The organism is Pseudarthrobacter sp. MDT3-1 (genome assembly GCF_054510755.1).
In genome coordinates, this window is record NZ_JBTNDX010000001.1 from 262,633 (window position 1) to 282,428 (window position 19,796).

Annotated in this window: 16 protein-coding genes and 1 pseudogene; 7 read left to right on the forward strand and 10 right to left on the reverse strand. The window is 66.5% G+C overall.

All coding sequences use genetic code 11. The annotated features are described in order from the left end of the window. The first annotated feature begins 42 nt into the window (after window positions 1–42). Together ACX80X_RS01215 and ACX80X_RS01220 are read left to right on the forward strand one after the other, a co-directional pair. Window positions 43–1,725, forward strand: coding sequence for a dolichyl-phosphate-mannose--protein mannosyltransferase (locus ACX80X_RS01215; RefSeq protein WP_374209889.1), 1,683 nt, complete (start codon window positions 43–45; stop codon window positions 1,723–1,725). A gap of 66 nt (window positions 1,726–1,791) precedes the next feature. Further along, a pseudogene (locus ACX80X_RS01220) lies at window positions 1,792–3,210 on the forward strand (AMP-dependent synthetase/ligase); the annotation flags it as partial. 47 nt (window positions 3,211–3,257) lie between these two features. Here the strand turns inward: ACX80X_RS01220 and ACX80X_RS01225 are convergent. Both ACX80X_RS01225 and ACX80X_RS01230 read right to left on the reverse strand, forming a co-directional pair. After that, complete coding sequence (locus ACX80X_RS01225; RefSeq protein WP_252607820.1) at window positions 3,258–4,355, reverse strand: TIGR01906 family membrane protein; 1,098 nt, start codon at window positions 4,353–4,355, stop codon at window positions 3,258–3,260. A 123-nt stretch (window positions 4,356–4,478) separates the two neighbouring features. Next, window positions 4,479–5,471, reverse strand: a complete 993-nt coding sequence (locus tag ACX80X_RS01230; RefSeq protein WP_252601030.1) for a stage II sporulation protein M — start codon at window positions 5,469–5,471, stop codon at window positions 4,479–4,481. Between the two features lie 68 nt (window positions 5,472–5,539). Here ACX80X_RS01230 and ACX80X_RS01235 point away from each other — a divergent pair, with 68 nt between their 5' ends. After that, complete coding sequence (locus ACX80X_RS01235) at window positions 5,540–6,340, forward strand: RDD family protein (protein ID WP_252601027.1); 801 nt, start codon at window positions 5,540–5,542, stop codon at window positions 6,338–6,340. 36 nt (window positions 6,341–6,376) lie between these two features. Here ACX80X_RS01235 and ACX80X_RS01240 read toward each other — a convergent pair whose 3' ends face one another. From ACX80X_RS01240 to ACX80X_RS01255, 4 genes are all read right to left on the reverse strand, one after another. Beyond that, complete coding sequence (locus tag ACX80X_RS01240) at window positions 6,377–7,615, reverse strand: L,D-transpeptidase (RefSeq protein WP_252613707.1); 1,239 nt, start codon at window positions 7,613–7,615, stop codon at window positions 6,377–6,379. Between the two features lie 63 nt (window positions 7,616–7,678). Then, the gene (ahcY, locus tag ACX80X_RS01245) at window positions 7,679–9,157 is read right to left on the reverse strand and encodes an adenosylhomocysteinase (protein ID WP_248761945.1); all 1,479 of its coding nucleotides are present in this window, start codon (window positions 9,155–9,157) and stop codon (window positions 7,679–7,681) included. Between the two features lie 95 nt (window positions 9,158–9,252). Then, window positions 9,253–9,522, reverse strand: coding sequence for a Trm112 family protein (locus ACX80X_RS01250; protein ID WP_104061004.1), 270 nt, complete (start codon window positions 9,520–9,522; stop codon window positions 9,253–9,255). Between the two features lie 78 nt (window positions 9,523–9,600). Beyond that, complete coding sequence (locus tag ACX80X_RS01255) at window positions 9,601–9,990, reverse strand: DUF3499 domain-containing protein (protein ID WP_252613708.1); 390 nt, start codon at window positions 9,988–9,990, stop codon at window positions 9,601–9,603. 120 nt (window positions 9,991–10,110) lie between these two features. Between ACX80X_RS01255 and ACX80X_RS01260 the strand changes: the two genes are divergently transcribed. Continuing rightward, entirely contained in the window at window positions 10,111–10,626 is a 516-nt protein-coding gene (locus ACX80X_RS01260) for a metallopeptidase family protein (protein ID WP_058929637.1), read from the forward strand. A 19-nt stretch (window positions 10,627–10,645) separates the two neighbouring features. Here ACX80X_RS01260 and ACX80X_RS01265 read toward each other — a convergent pair whose 3' ends face one another. From ACX80X_RS01265 to ACX80X_RS01275, 3 genes are read right to left on the reverse strand one after another with little or no spacing between them, the layout of a single operon-like run. Further along, window positions 10,646–12,238, reverse strand: a complete 1,593-nt coding sequence (locus ACX80X_RS01265; protein WP_252601021.1) for a DUF5719 family protein — start codon at window positions 12,236–12,238, stop codon at window positions 10,646–10,648. Then, a complete protein-coding gene (locus tag ACX80X_RS01270; RefSeq protein WP_252613709.1) occupies window positions 12,231–15,563 on the reverse strand; it encodes a glycosyltransferase family 2 protein in 3,333 nt (1,110 codons plus the stop codon). Before ACX80X_RS01270 ends, ACX80X_RS01265 begins: the two co-directional genes overlap by 8 nt. A 29-nt stretch (window positions 15,564–15,592) precedes the next feature. Then, entirely contained in the window at window positions 15,593–16,138 is a 546-nt protein-coding gene (locus ACX80X_RS01275; RefSeq protein WP_252607817.1) for a WhiB family transcriptional regulator, read from the reverse strand. Window positions 16,139–16,548: 410 nt separating this feature from the next. Here ACX80X_RS01275 and ACX80X_RS01280 point away from each other — a divergent pair, with 410 nt between their 5' ends. Further along, window positions 16,549–17,247, forward strand: coding sequence for a TIGR03089 family protein (locus ACX80X_RS01280; protein WP_252601016.1), 699 nt, complete (start codon window positions 16,549–16,551; stop codon window positions 17,245–17,247). A 19-nt stretch (window positions 17,248–17,266) separates the two neighbouring features. Here the strand turns inward: ACX80X_RS01280 and ACX80X_RS01285 are convergent, their stop codons facing one another. Next, a complete protein-coding gene (locus ACX80X_RS01285) occupies window positions 17,267–17,851 on the reverse strand; it encodes a GtrA family protein (RefSeq protein WP_252601014.1) in 585 nt (194 codons plus the stop codon). Between the two features lie 221 nt (window positions 17,852–18,072). Here ACX80X_RS01285 and ACX80X_RS01290 point away from each other — a divergent pair, with 221 nt between their 5' ends. Both ACX80X_RS01290 and purE read left to right on the forward strand, forming a co-directional pair. After that, window positions 18,073–19,221, forward strand: a complete 1,149-nt coding sequence (locus ACX80X_RS01290; protein WP_252601146.1) for a 5-(carboxyamino)imidazole ribonucleotide synthase — start codon at window positions 18,073–18,075, stop codon at window positions 19,219–19,221. Then, on the forward strand, window positions 19,218–19,796 hold the full coding sequence (purE, locus tag ACX80X_RS01295; RefSeq protein ID WP_058929643.1) for a 5-(carboxyamino)imidazole ribonucleotide mutase: 579 nt from the start codon (window positions 19,218–19,220) through the stop codon (window positions 19,794–19,796). Before ACX80X_RS01290 ends, purE begins: the two co-directional genes overlap by 4 nt.

Genomic DNA, 19,796 nt, shown 5'->3' on the forward strand with positions numbered 1-19,796 from the left:
CCAGCGTACTGCTGGCCGGCGGCCCAAGCTGCAAAAGGTAGCATGGGGCTCGTGACGCAGACCTCCATGCGGCCTGCCGAGGCCGTCCAGACCATCGCGCCGGCACGAGGCCCGTGGATCGCCCGTCCGGCGGAGGCCTTCTCTGCCACAGCCCTCCGCGAGCGCCTGAACGGCAGCACGCGCAGCTGGCGGGATTACCCGCCGTCGCTGCGTCTCTGGTTCTGGCTGGTGCCCGCCCTGACCTCCGTGATCGGCGGCGTCCTCCGCTTTGTCCGGCTGGACACGCCGCACAGCCTGGTCTTCGATGAAACGTACTACGTCAAGGACGCCTACTCCTACGTGGTCAGCGGCTACGAACGGGGCTGGCCGGACAAGGCCAACGACTCCTTCAACGCAGGCAACCCGGCCATCCTCCTGGACACTCCCGAGTACGTGGTCCATCCGCCCGTGGGCAAGTGGATGATCGCCGGCGGCATGTGGCTCTTCGGAGCCGATAATCCGTTCGGCTGGCGGTTCGCGGCCGCACTGACCGGAACCCTGTCCATCCTGCTGCTCACGCTGATTGCACTGAAACTGTTCCGCTCAGTGCCGCTGGCTGCCGCCGCGGGCCTGCTGCTCGCCGTCGACGGCCACCACCTGGTGATGTCGCGGACATCCCTCCTGGATATCTTCCTGATGTTCTGGCTCCTGGCGGCCTTCGGGGCTTTGCTGCTGGACCGCGATGACGGACGACGGCGGCTGGCCGCACGGCTCGGACGGCTCGCGGCCGCGTCCCGGAACGCTCGGCCCGCAGCCAGCCAACTGCTGGCGGGACCGTGGCTGGGGATCCGCTGGTGGCGTCTCGCCGCGGGCGTGTGCATGGGACTCGCCATAGGCACCAAATGGTCGGGCCTGTTTTTCCTCGCCGGCTTCGGCGTGCTGACGGTCCTGTGGGACCTCAACGCACGGCGCGTCGCGGGAATCCGCGGCTGGGTCAGCGGCGGAATCATCAAGGATGGACTGCCTGCCTTTGCCAGCATGGTTCCGGTTGCGGCGGTGGTCTACACCGCCACCTGGACGGGCTGGTTCCGTTCCGAGGGCGCCTACTTCCGGAGGTGGGCCCAGAGCAACCCCTCAGCGGAGTGGGGCTGGCTGCCGGACTCCCTGCGTTCGCTGGCGCACTACCATCTGGAGGCGTACAAGTTCCACCAGGGACTGGGCTCCGAACACCCGTACGAGGCAAGCGCCTGGAGTTGGCTGGTGATGGGCCGGCCGACGTCGTTCTTCTACCAGAAGCCGGAGCAGGGCGCCCCGGGATGCGACGTGCCCAACTGCGCCTCCGCCATTCTCTCGGTGGGGAACCCGATGATCTGGTGGGGAGCGGCCATCTCGCTGGTGGTCCTGCTGTTCTGGTGGGCCGGGCGCCGGGACTGGCGCGCAGGGGCGATCCTTGCGGGCGTGGGCGCCGGCTACCTGCCGTGGTTCCTGTACCCGGAGCGGACCATGTTTTTCTTTTACGCCGTCTCCTTTGAGCCCTTCCTGGTGCTCGCGCTGGTGTATTGCCTGGGCCTCGTCCTGGGCCGGGACACCGACCCGCTCTGGCGCCGGCGGGCCGGTGTTTACCTGGTGGCACTCTTCGTCGCCGGGGCAGTCCTGTTGTCCGCATTTTTCTACCCGGTGTGGACCGCGGAGACCATCCCCTATCAGGAATGGCGCTACCGGATGTGGATGCCGTCCTGGATCTAAGGCAGGATTGCATGAAACCCTGACCAGCCGCGAACTGCGTTGAGGCAGCGGAACGGAGACGCCCCCGTGCGAGAAGCGAGCACAAACCTCCTGGTGGAGCTGGAGCCCGGCAGCAATGTCACCGATCTCCTGCGCCAGCGGGAAGCCGCCAACCCGGCCCACGCCCTCTACGCGCGCAAAGGCCCCAACGGCTGGACCGACGTTCCGGCGCAAAAATTCCTGCACGATGTCTGTGCCCTCGCCAAAGGACTGATCGCCGGCGGCCTGGAGCCCGGCGACACCGTGGCCGTCATGTCCGCCACCCGCTACGAGTGGGCCCTGGTGGACTTCGCCATCTGGTTTGCCGGCGGCGTGAGCGTCCCCATCGACGAGACCTCAACCCCCGGCCAGATGGAGTGGATCCTGCACGACGCCGGCGCGCGCCGCGTGTTCGCGCAGGACCGCGGCAAGGTGTCGCTTATTACAGGCATCATGGAGTCTTCCATCCTGCTCAAGGACCGGCTGGTCCCCGTGGTGAGGATGGATGACGACGACGACGCCCCGAACCTCGCCAGCCTCTCGGCTGCCGGAATGGGCGTCACGGACGCCGAGCTGGAACGCCACCGCTCCGCCGCGGGCCTGGACGACGTCGCGTCCCTGGCCTACACGTCCGGCACCACCGGACGGCCCAAAGGCTGCGTGATCACCCACGGCAACTTTGCACTCGTGGCCGTCAACGTCGTCGCCTTTCTCCCGGAGATCCTCAAGGGGCAGAATGCGCGCACCCTGATGTTCCTGCCGCTGGCCAATGTGCTCGCCCGCGCCGCCCAGGTGGCGTGCCTCCATGCGGGCGCCACCCTGGGACACGTCAGCCGTCCTGCTGATCTGCGGGCGAATCTGGGCACGTTCAAACCCACGTTCCTCCTGGCGGTGCCCCGGATCTTCGAGAAGGTCCGGGCGGACGCCGCGCACCAGGCTGCCGGGTCCGGGAACGCGGGGATCTTCAGGGCAGCGTCAGCCGCCGCCGTCCGTTTCTCCACGGCACAGGACACCGTCGCCCGCGGCGGGGGCAGCGGACCAGGGCTGGCGTTGCGGGCGCGGCACGCCGTCTTTGACCGCCTGGTGTACCCGAAGCTCCGCCAGCTCCTTGGTGGCCGGGTCCGTTACGCGGTATCGGCGGCCGGCCCCCTGGCACCTGAGGACGCGCACTTCTTCCGGGGCGCCGGGATCCCGGTCCTTGAGGGCTACGGGCTGAGCGAGACAACCGCCCCCTGTACGGCCAACACGCCCGCCCGGACCAGGGTGGGCAGCGTGGGCGTCCCCCTGCCGGGCACCACCATCCGGGTGGCCGAGGACGGCGAAGTGCTGGTCAAGGGGATCGGCGTGTTCAAGGGTTACCACGCCAACGAAGCGGCCACCGCAGAGGCCTTTGTGGACGGGTTCTTCCGTACCGGGGACCTCGGCGAGCTGGACCGGGAGGGCTTCCTGACCATCACCGGCCGCAAGAACCTGCCCGCCAAAATAAACGGCTGAGCACGTGCAGTTGCTTGGGGCTACGCCTCAGCGGCTATCGGCTCATCCTTGGCCAGGCCGCGACGACGGCGGGTGGGCCAAGTGAGGATGAGCGTTACCAGGGACACCAGGAGGACCAGCGCGGCGATGACAATACCGGCATCGATCCAGAACTGGCCCGGGAACAGCCTGATCAGCGTGTCTTCAAGGGCAAACGTCCAGGAACCGCTGGCGAAGAAGATCCGGTGGAATTCGGTGAAGAACTGCTGCCAGCCGAGCACGGCCAATGCGCCGAGGCCCAGAATGATCGCCAGCGCAACAATGGATCCCGCGAAGAGTCCGCGGCGCACACCGCCGGTGCTGCGGCGGCGCAGGTAGGCGATGGCCACGAGGCTGAGGACGATCAGGAGTGCTCCCCCGCCAAACGCGGAAAGGATGACAACTTTTACGTCCGCCATGTGGCCGACTTCGCCGTCCTTGAAAAGGTCCCCGCCACTGCGATTGACCAGATCACCCAGATACCGCGGCCCCGCCCAGTTGCTGAGGTAGTCAACCGCGTAGGAACCGTACGTCATCCGGTCGTCGGTGCTGAACCCGTACCCGTCGCCCGGGAACCCGGGCCTGTTGTACTCGGCCCACAGGAACAGCGGGCTGGTGACCGCACGGACGGCCAGCACGAGCAGGATCACCGGGTAGAAAAGGGCCAGCAGGACTTGCCAGATGCGCGGGGCCACGGGCTTGGCGTTGGCTGCGCTTTCGCGCTCCGCGTTGCGGCGCTCCACTTCCTCCTGCGGCGGACGGACCTGCAGCGCTGACGTGGGCAGCGGCTCGCTGAAGTGGGCACCGTTTCGGGTGGCGCCCTGGGCGGACGGTTCTTTGCGGAGCGACTCTTCTACGGAAGGTACCGCGGCGGGAGGTTCGACGGCGGCCTCCGCGGCTTTGCGGCCGGCGCGGCTTTCGGGCTGGGTGACACCGCCCTGCCCGGCACCGGCGCTACGTGCTGGGGACACGTCGGGAGTGCTGGAGTCGGAGTCTTTCAGCCAGGCAAAAGCCGGCTCTTCCGAGTCCGACGAAGTATCCAGGTCCGGATCCGGCTGCGGCTCCGTGCGTTTGGCAGGGGTCGGCGAATTGTCGTTCACAGCAGCGTCACTTCCGTTGGGTTCCACGCCGCCGGCTCTGATCCGGGCAGCGCCGTGTATCTGATATCGAGCCTACCGCCCGCTCCTCCACAAGGGCGAGGAGCCACCCCGTCGCTCCCGGATTCATGCGGCGATTTCACTGTATCCAGCGTCGCCAGCCACCAAGTCGCCGCGTTCACCGGCGTCATAGGCCCGCCGTCCCCATATCAGGACGTAGCCCCAGTAGGCAGCCAGCACCGCCAGGCCGATGCCGATCTTGGCCCACACCGGAAGCGGGCTGGGCGTGACAAAACCTTCCACTAATCCGGAAACGAACAGCACCAGCACCAACCCCAGGGCCACGGTGATCAGCGACCTGCCTTCGTCCGCCACGGCACGTCCCCGCGTCCGTGGTCCCGGGGACACCATGGCCCAGAAGATCCTCAAGCCCGCCGCGCAGGCAATAAAAACAGCCGTCAGTTCCATCAGGCCATGCGGCAGGATGTAGCTGTAAAAGACATCCTGCCGGCCCACGGCGGCGAAAACTCCGGCGGCGATCCCGACGCCCTGGGCGTTCGTGAACAGGATCATGGGTACCCAGAAGCCGGTGATGCCCAGGGCCACCGCCTGCGCGCTGATCCAGGCATTGTTGGTCCAGACGGCCCCCGCAAACGAGGCCGCAGGATTTTCCGAATAGTAGCCAATGAAGTCTTTCTCGACGTACTGCCGGACCGCAGCCTCGGAGGCAACGGACCGCAGGGCCTCGGGGGACGTCCCGATCCAGAGCGCGTAGGCGCCGGCAACCAGGATAAATGCGGCGCCGCAGGCCACCGTCAGCCACCGCAGGCGGTACAAAGCCGCCGGCAGGGCAGCCACGAAGAACCGGGCCAGGTCCGCCATCACGTTGGACCGTGCGCCTGTGAAACGGGTCCGGGCCTGGGCCAGGGTGGCGGACAAGGAAGCCGACAGGCCGCTCTCCGGGGCAATCGACCGGATGAAGGAAAGGTGGGCCGACGTCGACTGGTAAAGGCGCAGCAGTTCATCGGCCTCTTCGCCGCTGAGGCGCCGCTTATGGGCGAGCTGGTGCAGCCTTGACCACTTGTCCCCGTTGGCGGCGGAGAAGGCATCCATATCCACGGCAACAGCCTAGCCGCCATAGACTGTGAAGGTCCGCAGGATGGCTGACCAGGGATTGGGGTATCCGCTTGAGTTCGATAATCACCGGCGAGGCCGTTGTCCTGGAACTGCGCCCCGCATCCTTCGCCGCCCGTGCCCTTGGCCTGCTGCTGGATGTCCTGTTCAACATCATCCTGCTGGTCCTGATCCTGCTGGGCGTCGCAGCCGCCGGCCAGGACCTTGACGAGGCAGCAATGCGGGCGCTGACGCTGGTGAGCGTGGTCTTCTGCTTCGTGATTGTCCCGGTAGCCGTGGAGACCCTCACCCGGGGGCTCTCGCTCGGAAAACTGGCGACCGGCCTGCGTGTGGTCAGGGACGACGGCGGCGCCATCCGGTTCCGCCACGCCGTGATCCGGGGGCTGACTGGATTCCTGGAAATCTACCTCACCCTGGGTGGCCTCGCCATCGGCGTCGCCCTCTTCAACAGCCGCTCCAAGCGGCTGGGTGACATCCTTGCCGGCACGTATGCGCTGCGCCGCCGCGTGCCGGCAGAGGTACCGGTCCGCGTCTTTGTTCCCCCACAGCTTCAGGGCTGGGCCACAGCTGCGGACATCGGCCGGATCCCGGATGCGACCGCACGGCAGGCCGCCCAATTCATCCGGCAGGCCGGACGCATGTCACCGCTGTCCGCCGCCGGAATGGCAGCGTCGATCGCCACGGAACTGGCCGGGCATGTGGCCCCTCCGCCGCCCCCGGGAACCAGCCCGGACCAGTACCTGGCGGCCGTCACCGCCGAACGCCGTCACCGTGAACTCGCGCGGCTGCAGCAGGCCCGGCGCCGGAACGCGGCCACGGCGGAGCGGTTGGACCGCCTGCCGTTCGGGCCATAGGCCTTAACCTCGTCCTGGTCCTGGGCCAAACGGTGCTTAGTTGTTGTACTCCGCCCAGGGGATGTTCCAGTCGCCATAGCCGTCGTCGACGGCGGCGTAGTCGCCTTCGGTGTTGATGATCTGAACCACATCGCCGGTGGTCATGTTCTCAAATACCCAGGCGGCGCCGTCGGGAGCGAATCCGATGCAGCCGTGCGATACGTTCGTGTTGCCGATGAAGGGGTAGGCGGACTCCAGCGCCTGGTGGATGTAGGCGCCGCTCAGGGTGAGGCGGATGGCATACTCCACGTCCACTTCGCCGTAGTAGGCCGGATCGCCGGGCTTGAGTCCGATGCTGGCCGCCCGGAAGCGGTCATAGCGGTTCTTTTCCATCAGAACCGCGTAGCCGCGCGCTGACGGGAAGCGCTGATCGCCCATGCTGACCGGGAGGGTTTTCACTACCTGGTCATTAACGCTGAGCGTGAAAGTGTGTGCGGCGGCATCGGCGATAGCCACCCGCTTGTCACCGAAATTCACGGTGACCTTTTTGTTGAAGTTGGCAATCTGGCCGTTGCCGAGGTCCACGCCGAAAAGCTGCATGTCCATGGTGACGGTGGAGTTCGCCGCCCAGAAGGCTTCCGGGCGGTACCGGACCATGGTGTCGCTGAACCAGTGGAAGGCCCCGGCCTGCCCTGCGCTGGAGGTGATTTTGATGGCCATTTCCACGGCATCCCGGTTGACCACCGGTTCGCTGAAGATGACCTGCAGCGGCTGGCCCACGCCAACCTTCATCCCGTCCAGCGGGTAGATGGCAGCATCCGCCTCGTGCGTGCTCGAAACCGTACTGAACGAGTTTGTTGTGTTGGTATCCCGTCCCGCCCCGTCAGTGACCACATACGAGTAGCTGTACTCGGTGTTGAATTTCAGCGGGTCTGTCGCTGTCCAGGTGCTGCCGTCCCCTGCAAAGGTGCCGTGGACTACTTCGCCGGCGGTGCTGGTCAGCGTGACGCTCTCGATCCTGCCGTTGCCCACCTTAAGCGACACCGGCATTGCCGGGTTCACCTGGTTTGCGGCGTTGGCTGGCGTGACGTCCACCTTGGCCGGGGCCACCACGGGCGATGCGACGCCCGGCACGGACCGGACTGCCGAGCTGGCTTCGGACTCCAGGCCACCGCGCGCAAAACCCGGCGCGACGGCGGCGAAGACGCCGCCCGTTGCGGCAAGGACACACACGGCTGCCACCAAGAGAATTTTCTTGGCGGTCCCCCGCCGGCGTGGCTTAACAACAGGTTCCATAGTCCGATCTTAATGCTTGGACATAACAGCCCCGGGCGTGGTCTGCACCCGGGGCATCACACGTCAGTAACGATAGTGCTCGGGCTTGTACGGTCCGGCGATGTCCAGGTCCAGGTAGTCGGCCTGTTCCTTGGAGAGTTCCGTAAGCTCCACGTCGAGGGCGTCGAGGTGCAGGCGGGCAACCTTTTCGTCCAGGATCTTAGGCAGGACATAGACCTGGTTGCTGTATTCGCGTTCGCCTTCGGGCTGGTCCCGCTTGGTCCACAGCTCGATCTGGGCGATGGTCTGGTTGGCGAATGAGTTGCTCATCACAAAGGACGGGTGGCCGGTGGCGTTGCCCAGATTCAACAGGCGTCCCTCGGACAGGACGATGATGGAGCGCTCTTCGGCGGTCCCGGCGTCGAGCACCCACTCATGCACCTGCGGCTTGATCTCCACCTTCTTAATGCCGGGGATCCGCGCCAGACCGGCCATGTCGATCTCGTTATCGAAGTGGCCGATGTTGCCCACGATGGCTTTGTCACGCATGCCGGCCATGTGTTCGGCCAGGATGACGTCCTTGTTCCCTGTGGTGGTGATGAAGATGTGGCCTTGGCTCAGCACCGACTCCAGCTTGGCCACCTGGTAGCCGTCCATGGCTGCCTGGAGGGCACAGATGGGGTCGATCTCTGTGACGATGACGCGGGAACCCTGGCCGCGGAATGCCTCTGCGGCTCCCTTGCCGACGTCGCCATAACCGCAGACGACGGCCACCTTGCCGCCCATCAGCACGTCGGTGGCGCGGTTGATGCCGTCAGGCAGCGAATGGCGGATGCCGTACTTGTTGTCGAACTTGCTCTTGGTGACCGAGTCGTTGACGTTGATGGCCGGGAACAGCAGCTTGCCCTGTTCAGCCAGCTGGTAGAGGCGGTGCACGCCGGTGGTGGTTTCCTCGGTGACGCCGCGCAGGCTGGCCCCGATCCGGGTCCACCGCTGCGGGTCTTCCTGCAGCGAGGCGCGCAGCACGTCCAGGAAGATCCTGCCTTCCTCGGACTCGTCTTCGCCTGCCGCCGGTACAGCGCCGGCAGCTTCGAACTCAACGCCCTTGTGGACCAGCATGGTGGCGTCGCCGCCGTCGTCCAGGATCATGTTCGGGCCGAGCTCCGGATCGGTGTCCGCGCCGGGCCAGGCCAGGATCTGCTGTGCAGTCCACCAGTATTCCTCCAGCGTCTCGCCCTTCCAGGCGAACACCGGGACACCCTGCGGGTCCTCGACCGTTCCCGTGCCCACCACGACGGCTGCAGCGGCATCGTCCTGGGTGGAAAAGATGTTGCAGGAGGCCCAGCGGACCTCGGCACCGAGGGCCGTGAGGGTTTCGATCAGGACGGCAGTCTGGACCGTCATGTGAAGGGATCCGGCGATCCGGGCGCCCTTCAGCGGCTGGGTGGGTCCGAACTCCTTGCGGAGTGACATCAGGCCTGGCATCTCGTGCTCGGCCAGGCGGATCTGGTGGCGGCCGGCTTCGGCCAGCGAGATGTCGGCTACCTTGTAGTCAAATGTCATGGGGTTCCTTTGCTTTTGTCCGACGGCGGCGACGGCGTTGAAGCCTCTGCGCGAAAGTCGACCGCTGGTGGTGGTACGTGTTGTCCAGGCGTTGCCTAGGCAGTAGCTGCGGTTTTGTCCGTGGCGGGGCTTGGGTCCGTGGCCGGCCGGACGGCGTGATCGTGCTGGTCCGAGCCGGCAGCCGTGGCGGCCTGGAGAAGTTCCGGCGGCAGCAGCAGCGGGATACCGTCCTCGATCGGGTAGCGCAGCTTAACGCCCGAATCTCCCGCCGCCGTCGACACAAGCTCTTCGCCTTCCTGGACAAGGGGCGATCCGGTCACGGGACAGCGGAGGACGGACAACAGTTCAGGACTGATCTTTGGCATGATTGGTGCTCCCGACAGGGGCGCGTTCGCGCCGTTGGCTGACTGATTAGCAGGTTCCAGCCTACCGCCAGATCCGCCTCAGGAAGGTTCGCGCAGGACGCGCAGATGCCCCCGGCGGACACCTTCGGTGCCGGCCGGGGCCTCCAGCGCTGAATGCGAGCCACGCTGACCCGGCGTGGTCTGCGACTTGGGCGGCTGGGCCGCTGCTTCGCGGACCGCGTTGGCGAGGGCCAGGAGGTCGTCCGGTCCGGGCTGCTGCGGGCTTGTGGGCATCGCCAAGCGAAGCACTTCCCAGCCGCGGGGCACCGTCAGCGACCCGGCGTGCTGCTCGCACAAATCGTAACAATGCGGCTCGGCGTAGGTGGCAAGCGGACCCAGGACGGCGGTGGAGTCGGCATAGACGTACGTCAAAGTTGCCACCGCCGACTGACGGCAGGCTGACCTTGAACATTGACGGATAGCTACCACGACATCACAGACTACTCCGTATCCCAACTTGTTCGGAGTATTTGCCGAATCGGCGCCGCGCCTTGGCGCGAAAACCGGGGTTATGTCGCGTAATTCTGCGCCCGGGTTTACAGTCAAGGTATGCAGTCATCGAACCATGATTCAGCTTTTACGGTCCGTTTGGCTGACCCGGATGACCGCGCCGCAGAAACGGGTTCGGGTTCGCCCGGCCGAAGCTTTGCGATGCGCCGCCGGAACCGCCACGGTCGCGGCCTGCGCGGGGAGCTGGTGTTGCCAACGCACCCCGGTTACAGGACACGGTCGGACCGCTTTGACGACATGGTGCTGGATTCCGCGCAGCGGCTCCACGACATCTGGGGCAAAACGCTCGACGGCGTCCGGTTTGCCGTCGACGAAATACCCCCGCAGCTGGAGCAACTGGTGGCCGACGCCGCACCGCCTCCCATGGGCGCCTACACTCCCGCCACGGCAGAGGAAGGCCCGGTGATCACCCTGTACCGCCGGGTAGTTGAGCAGGGTTGCGCCAGCCGGGAGGAACTCCAGGACCTGGTGCACGACGTCGTCGTGGAACACACCGCCGAAATGCTCGGCGTAGCGCCGGAAACCCTGGATCCGGTCTACCGCCGCCGGTACTGACGCCGCCGGTACTGTCCTGTCAGTACCCCAGGGAGACCGGCACCTTTTCCTGCCCTGAAGCCGCCGGCGTGAAGGCGACCGTGGAGATGTCGTCCCGGCCGTCCTGCTGCAGGAGCAGCGCGCCGTAGGCAGCGTCACCTGACGCGGAGACAACGTACGCCACCACTACCGACTCGTCCACCTTCTCGGGGACCTTGATGGACGTTGTGGTGCCGCCGGCGACGTCGGCAGTGGCGGCCGCGCGGATCTTGCCGTCCGCGGTGATGGCAGCGTAGGAGACCGTGGCCCGGTTCTCGAGGACGCCGAACACGAGGGTTCGGTCACCGCCATGGGGCACGGGCACCACATGCTGGCTTCCCAGCCGGACACCGGAGGCAGCCCAGGCGACGTCCGAGGCCTTCTCGTTCGTGACGCCCCGGGTGACGCGGGTTGCGGCCACAAATGACACGTCCGAACTGGTGGACACCGTGTAGTGGCCGGCGGGGACGCCAGCCAGGGAAATCTCGGTGACGGACCCGGCTTTTGCCGTGACAACGCCGCCGCCGGGGAGGGCTTTCTGGCCGTCCCGGCCGAAGAGCTTGACCTCCACTACCGCGTCCGACGGTCCCGGAACCGTGATGGCCAGCGCGGGGCCGGCGTCGTTGAAGCCGCTGTTTCCCGTCAATGCGGAGATCGCGCCGGCGTCTTGGATGTCCACTCCGGTCATGACCTGCCGTGCGGCAGGTGCGGCGCCCGGAGCAATGAAGTCGACGCCGCCGGGCGTCAGTCCCCTCAGGACACTCTGCTGGATAGACGCGGCCACCGGACCGCCGGCGCTCCGGACATGGACGGTGAGCTGGGCTTCACCAGGGGCCAGGCCAGCCAGCACGATTGAGCGGGTACCTCCCGGCGCGACCAGCAGCCCCCTGCTGCCCGGGGCCCGGATCTGACCCTTGCTGCCGAAGAGCTCCAGGCTGACGGTGGCAGGTGTGCTTGAGGCGTTGCTGAGGACAAGAAGGGAGGTGCGGCCCACGGTGGTGCTGGCACCGGACAGCCAGAGGTCGTTGGCGGGCGGCTGGCAATTGGCAGCCGCCGAGCCCTGCAAGTCACCGTCGGTGGCGGTGAATCTCATAAGCCCGGCGGCTGAGGGCTTCTGGCCTGCCTGGGCGTCGGCGCTCAGGAAGCTGGCATCATCCACACTGTGCCCGGCGACGACGCCGGCGGTCAGGTCCTGGGGACCTGTCCCCTGGCCGGGCTGGCTGCCGTCCTTGGCGATCTCGACGGCGGGCGTCCCGTCAAGGGCGGCGAGCCTGCTGCCGGGGAGGACACCGCCGGGGGCGCTCAGGACGGCGCCCGTGACAGCGCTCTTGGCGGTCGCGGATTCGGGGCTGAACTGGGGGTCGGTGCCCGCCTCTGTTCCTTCGAGCAGGCGGGCCGGGCCAGGACATACCCCCGTGCTGGCGCCTGCGGGAACTGCAGCCAGCACGGCCGGGATGCTGCGGCTCCCCGCCGGCTGCGGGGCGACCGAGGAGGCTGCGAGTCCCGCGCCGGCTGTGGCCACAATCGCCACGGCCGAGACCAGGCCTGCCAGCATCTGCTTGCGAGGGGTCCTGCGGGCTGCGTCCTTATGCATTCTGATGTTCCTTACGCAAAGATCCCTCGTCCCTCGAGAGCCCTGTGTTGGGCCGGCGCGCGGGCATGGGAATGGCGAGCATCACAGTGAGTCCTATCACCGTGATCTGTGCGATTCCGGACCAGAGGGCCCACGGGGTGTCGTAGCGGATGGTCAGCTGGCCGGCGGTGGCAGGCAAGGTAAAGGCCTGGGCCGAGCCGGATGTTGTGGCAGTGAGCTTCCGCCCGTCGAACCAGGCGCTCCAGCCCGGGTCAGCCCGTTCGGCGAGCACCACCAGCCGCCCCTCCGGTCCCTCGGCGACGGGGGTGTCGACGTCGTCGTATTTGGAGGGCACCAGTGCCACAGTGGCGCCGGTGCCGTCCACGATCCTGACGCGATGGGGTACGTCGGCGGGCTGCAGTACCGGCGGGTTCAGCGGCGTGATCCGCCAGAGCCAGCCGACATCCGTCTGGCCGACGGCAACGAGCCCCGGAACTGCGTCCATCCTGCTGGCCGTGAGCTGGGCGGCGGTATCTGCCGAGCGCAGCACCACGAATCCGGCACCAAGGCGCTCGAGCTCGGGACGGGGGTCCACGCCTTGGCCGGCCACCAGCGTGGCCACCACGCTGCGGATGGACGCCGTGACGTCGTCGTCCTCCCTGACCGTCTCCTGGTCGGGCGCGCCCAGGATGTTCCGGGCGGCGGCAATCGTTGACAAGCTGTCCAGGGTGGTCCCGGCGCCACGCATCAGGGCCGCGTCAAAGGAGCCGTTCTCCTGGGTGCCGATCAGCAGCGTGCGTGTCTGCTCCGGTCCGGTGCCACGGTCTATGGCGGTGGCGGGAAGCGTCCTGGCGCTGCCTGGCTGCACCAGCCGTGGCGTTCCCAGCGCGGGCCCTGCCGGCACGTCGGCCGGGAGTGCAACGGCTGAGGAACGTAGCAGGTTCTGGGCCGACCACACCGCCATGCCGGCCAGCGGACCGGCCAGCAGCACCACCATGGCAAGGGCCGTCGCGGAGCGAAGGGCCACGTTGCGCCGAATACTGGGCGAGGCTGCCCGGTCCGCGGCATCAAGCAAACGCTCGGCACCAATCAGGGCGGCTCCGAGCAGGGCGAACCCTGCGGCGGAGACGGCTGGTCCGGTGAACGGGGTCACGAGGGTGTCGGCAGTTGCGCCGGTGGCAACGTGCCCTGCGAGCCGGCCACCGGCGAAGATCACCAGAGCCGCCACCCAGAGAACACGTGCTGTCCTGCTGCGCATACCCGGGAGGAACAGGGCGGCAACGGCAAGCAGCAGGACGGGAACGGCCAGCAGAAATGCGAGCACGAGTGCCCATGGGATCGCCTGGCCGCTGAAGAACGGAAGGCCGGACAGGCCACCGTCGGCGGAGAACAGCAGCGGCTGGCCCAGGAACTGCTGCCACAGCGGGGCCGCCTCGAATCCCAGCGGAACACCGGGGTCTGCCAGCAATGCCCGCGGCCGGTCGATAACGGACAGCCCGAAGGGAAGAAAGAGCGCGGCGCTGGGCAAAAGAGCCCACCACACGGTGCGGCCACGACGGCCAAGCATCAGCCCGCAGAGCACAATAACCACAACGGCCGGGACTAGCAGTGAAGGCGCCGACGCGGTCACAACACCCAGCGTCAACCCTGCGGCGGCGGCAGCAGTCCAGGACGGCATGCCGTTGATCCCAGGCCGTGCGGGTGGTTTTTCGGTGAAACGCCCGTCACCCGGGGACGGGACAATGAACCGTCCGTGGCCCACAGCGGACCCGGTGGCACGCAGGAGTGCCAGGACGAGCAGCGGGATCATGATGTGGGCCACCAAGGCACCGGCCCGGCCCTGGTTCAGTGCTATCTGCAAGGCAGGAGCGGCCGCCCAGAAGAGTGCGGCAACGAGGCGGAAGCGGCGCCGGATGGTCAGGCCCCCGGCCGCAAACCATGCGGTCAGGCCGGAAAGCGGGGCGGCGAGCAGCAGGAGCCAGGCCATGGCCGCGTTGGCGTCTCCCCCGCCGAGCAGGCCAAGGATCCACAGCACATAGCCGAAGGGGTCGCCCTTGCCCGGAAGCCCTGCCCCCAGGCTGATCCACCAGCTGGAGGCGTGGTGCCAGATTTCGCCAAGGGTGGAGGACACCGGAATGAGGCCTCCACCGGAAACAGCGTCGGCCCGGAACATCCCGCTGAGCGCTGTGAGGGAAGCTGCGGACGCGATGATGATGGCGGCGATGGCGCCTGTCCCCACCCATCCCCGTTCGGTGGTGGTCAGGGCAGCGAAGTCATCCGATGAGTCCCCCGTGGGCTGGTCCGCCAGGGGGTCATGGACAAGGCCATCGGCCGTGGAGTTGTCGGCGCCCAGGGCTTCCATCAGGGAGCGGCGGTGGTTCCAGACTTCACGCCGTGGCGTCTGCAGCTTCTTGATGACGGACCGCCGGATCCGTCGGCTGTTTGCCGCGGTCCGGCGGGCCTTTGCCACGGCACCGGGCCGGGCCAGGGCAGCGAATGTGGCCACAAGCTGGGAGAAACCGTGCCCGGGATCCTTGACCGCAATGCTGAGCACGAGTTTGAACATGCTGCCAAGCAGCGCACCGACCGCATGGATAGGCACCTTCCACAGCGGGGCGTGCTTGAGGCGCAGATGGACCTGGGCTTTTCGCGCCGCGGAAGCGTTTCCCTGGGCATGCGGCCGGTGGGCCACGTGGAACATCCGTGCAGTGGGAACTACCACCACGCGGTGCCCGGCGAGGCGGTTGCGCCAGCAGAAGTCGACGTCGTCGCCGGTGCCCGGCAGTGCGGGGTCGAAGCCCTTCAGGAGTTCCCAGATATCACGGCGGACCAGCATGCCGGCCGAGTTCACCGCAAACGCGTCGGTGCGGCCGTTGTACTGGCCCTGGTCCAGTTCGTCGGCATCGATCAGGGTAAGCCGCTCGGCCCAACGGCTGGTGGAGAGTCCGACGTCGATCAGCCGGCGTTCCGAGTGCCAGTCCAGTTGCTTGCAGCCGGCCACGGTCACGGATGGTGCGCGCTCCACCGCACTGAGGAGTTCGGCCAGCGCCTCCGGGGCCGGGGCCGCATCGTCGTGCAGCAGCCAGACCCACTCTGTGGCGGCGCGCTGGGACTGGCCTTCCCAGGGCGTGTGCTTGTTGAGCCCGGCGCGCACGGCGCCGCCCATGCCGCTCTTGCCGGGCGGAAAGGTGCTCACATTGGTTGCGCCGAAGGCCCGTTCCAGGAGGACGGCGGAGTCGTCGCGGGATCCGGTGTCCACTCCGATGAGGGAGTCCGCGGGCCGGGTCTGGTCCGCGAGGGCAGCCAGGGTTCTGGGGAGATAGGCACTGCCGTTGTGGGACACCACAACGGCAGTGACATGTACTTCCTGAAGAATTAGATTGCTCGCTTCCTTAGCCGCCGGCGCTCACGCTCGGAAAGGCCACCCCAAATGCCAAACCGTTCGTCGTTTGCCAACGCGTATTCCAGGCACTGCGACCGCACATTGCATGCACCGCAGACCTTCTTGGCGTCGCGCGTGGATCCGCCCTTCTCCGGGAAGAAGGCTTCCGGATCCGTTTGCGCGCACAATGCATCAGTCTGCCAGCCGAGTTCACCTTCGTCGTCGAAGTCCTGCCTGAACGGCAGTCCGATCCACACCGGCTGGGAACTTGTTCCCTGTGCCGGGGTGCGCAGTTCCATGGGCGGATCCAGGTCGTCATCGTCCTGGTCGTGTCCGCCGTCAAGGAGTGCTTCGTGCGCCGCCAGGAAGGCTGTGGCCTGGTCCTGGAGGGGGTCTTTGGTATTGCGATTGTAACGGTCCGCGGCGTCGGGATCCGCGGGATCGACGAACCAGTCGCTCGGCACCCCCCGTGCGCGGTATTTTGCCGTTGCCAGTCCGGCGACGACGGCATCTTCATGGATACGCTCTGCTTGCCCCACGGCGACCCTCCCCAAATGTTGCAGCCCTTGCCTGAATACTTGGACACTCGGTTGCGTGTCCGTATTTATGCAGTGACTTTCGATATCTAATTACACGCGTGTAACTAGTGGGGAGTCAAGCCGTGGACGGATAATAATCAACTTTCCGGGCCAATCCCGGTCACGCCACGCCCGGGAGTTTTCCGAAGGTCCGGCGCGCGGAGGCCCGGCAGTCCGCATCGGCGGCCAAAAGGTCCCGTTTCCGCTGAATAGCTGCCAAAAAATACAGGCGCAGCCCGATTAGACAAATAAGATGACAAACTCCCGTGAGTAACATCACAGCCCGGCCGGACCCGACCAGGACCCTTAGGGACTCGGTGCGCGGCATCCCTGCCAAGGACGCCCCACCGGGTCCGTGACAAGATAAAGCCATGAGCATCCCGGCGATAGATCTGATGACCTCCCTGCGTTCCGGCCACGCCACGTCGCCCCGCCTGACCTGGTACGGCCCGGACTCCGAGCGCGTGGAACTCTCCGGTCGTGTGCTGGACAACTGGGTGGCAAAAACCAGCAATCTGCTGCAGGACGAACTTGACGCCGAGCCCGGCATGCGACTGACTCTTGACCTGCCAGCCCACTGGAAGTCAATGATCTGGGCACTGGCCGCCTGGCAGCTGGGCATGGAAACAGTCCTGGGCGGCGGGGAGGCGGAGCTCCTGGTCACCGACAGGCCCGGAACCGTTGAGGGGCAGCACGACGCCGTTATCGCCGTCGCGCTGCCAGCCCTGGCGATGCGGTGGCCTGGTGACCTGCCTGCCGGAGTCATCGACTACGCCGCCGAGGTGCGCTCCCATGGTGACGTCTTTATGGCGCACACGGACCCTTCGGCGGCCGGCTGTGCCATTCGGGCTGGCGGAGGCCAGCGGCACATCCACGAAAGCCTGATCACTGGTTTTGCGGCGCCGCATGAGGAAGGCGTCAGGCTTCTGGTCCCGGCCTCTGAAGGGCTGGAGCCGGCGCTGGCGAACTCACTTGGCGCGTGGCACAACGGTGGTTCAGTGGTGCTGGCTCACGCCGATGTGGAGCTGACGGACAAGCTGCTGGCCGCAGAACGCATCCACGGCAAGTAGCTTTCCCGGCACGGCCGGGTTAGGGCCGCTGCCGGCGGCTTTCCGGTGAGTCTGCCTCCGGCTGCTCCCCGTGCTGGGCGACGGCAGCAGCGGCAGCTGCCTTCTCACGATGGTGCCGTTCGATGAGCTCGTGGTCGTGGGAGAACTCCGGCTCCTGATCCAGTTCTTCGTTGAAGACCCAGAACCGGTAAGCGAAGAAGCGGAAGATGGTGCCCAGGACCAGGCCCACGACGCTGCCGGCAATAAATAGCGAGGGCTTGTCGTTCAGGTCCAGGATGTATTTCGCGAACCAGACACAGCCTGAGGCGATCAGCAGTCCCACCAGGTTCATGACGGCGAACAGCGCGGCCTCACGGGCCACATTGGCCTGCTTGCGGTGTCTGAACGTCCAGTAACGGTTGGCAACCCACGAGAAGATGCTTGCCACGATGGTTGCCATCGCTTTGGCCCAGACCTCGCTGCCGTGCATCGGTCCGGTGAACAGCCAGATGAAGATGGCCGAGTCAATGACGAAGGCCACACCGCCCACGGCTCCGAACTTGGCCACTTCACGCCAAAATAGCGAGGCGAGCCCCCGGATACGATCTGCAAGTGCGCTAAACATGACCCTCCATGGCCGTCAGTTCATTGGGCCACACGGCCAGAGGTCTATTTTAGACCCGAAATCGGTGAACCCGCCCCACGCGGAGTGAAGGGTGATCGCGGAAATACCCGAAAAGCGGGCCCTTCGACGTCCCAAAGCCCGGATCCGGTGAGCTTTTCTGTAGGCTGGCATATGTGACTTTTCCAGTAATCGGCGTAGTTGGCGGCGGCCAACTCGCGCGCATGATGGCTCCGGCCGCTACCGCCCTTGGCTTTGAACTCCGTGTCCTGGCTGAGGCTGAGGACGTTTCAGCCGTGTCTGCTGTGTCCACTTCACCGGTGGGTGACTACAAGGACCTCCAGACTCTCCTCGACTTCGCGGCCGGCCTGGATGTCATGACGTTCGACCACGAACACGTCCCCACGGACCACCTCCGCGCGCTTTTGGCCGCCGGCGTGAATGTCCAGCCCGGTCCGGACGCCCTGCTTAATGCCCAGGACAAACTGGTGATGAGGGCTGCCATCGACAGCCTTGGGCTCCCAAACCCCATCTGGGCTGCTGTCGCTGACGTCGCCGCGCTCGTGGACTTCGGCGAAGAAACGGGTTGGCCGGTTGTCCTCAAGATGCCCCGCGGCGGCTACGACGGAAAGGGCGTGCGGATCATCGACTCCGCCGAGGCCGCCGAAGAGGCTGCTCCGTGGTTCGAGGCCATGAGCCCGCTCCTCGCCGAAGCCAAAGTTGAGTTCAGCCGCGAACTGTCCGCGCTGGTGGCGCGGACCCCGGGCGGCGAAGCGAGAGCCTGGCCGGTGGTGCACACTATCCAGGTGGACGGCGTCTGCGACGAAGTCATCGCCCCTGCCCTGGACATCCCCCTCGAGGTCGCCGCGGCTGCGGAAGACGCGGCACTGCGCGTCGCCACGGAACTGGGCGTCACCGGAGTCATGGCGGCGGAACTCTTTGAAACACCGGGCTCCGGCGTCGGCTTCCTGATCAACGAACTCGCGATGCGCCCCCACAACACCGGGCACTGGACCCAGGACGGTTCGGTTACCAGCCAGTTTGAGCAGCACCTGCGGGCGGTCCTGGACCTGCCGCTGGGTGCCACCGACATCCTGGGCCCGGTAGTGGTCATGAAAAACTTCCTGGGCGGCGACAACCAGGATCTGTTTTCCGCCTACCCGGCCGCCCTCGCCAGCGAGCCGGCCGCCAAGGTCCACTGCTACGGAAAATCAGTGCGTCCGGGACGCAAGATTGGCCATGTCAACCTCGTAGGGACCTCCACGGATGATGTGGACTCGGTCCGGCAACGCGCAACCCGGGTGGCGGCCATCATCCGCGACGGCCGGGTTCCCACCGAAGAATCAGCACGGATTTCCGAGGAGAACGCATGACCACCGAAACCACCACCGGCACCGTCCCCCGTCCCATCGTTGGGCTGGTCATGGGCTCAGACTCGGATTGGCCGGTCATGGAGGCCGCCGCGGATGCATTGGCTGAGTTCGGCATCCCCTTTGAAGCCGATGTGGTCTCCGCACACCGGATGCCCACCGAAATGATCCGGTACGGCCAGACCGCCCACGAACGCGGGCTGCGCGTCATCATCGCGGGCGCCGGCGGAGCTGCCCACCTTCCCGGCATGCTGGCAAGTGTGACTCCCTTGCCCGTTATTGGCGTCCCGGTCCCGCTTAAGACCCTGGACGGCATGGATTCCCTCCTCTCCATCGTGCAAATGCCTGCCGGCGTTCCCGTAGCCACCGTGTCCATTGCCGGTGCCCGGAACGCAGGCCTGCTAGCAGTCCGGATCCTCGCGTCGGGCACGGACGAACTGGCAGCCACGCTCCGTGCCGACCTCCTGGACTTCGCCCAGGAACTCAACGACGTCGCCACCCGCAAGGGAGCCAACCTCAGGCAGAAAGTCAGCGAAGTCTTCGCCGACGGCAATGGTGTTCTCCGGGGCAGCCGTTAA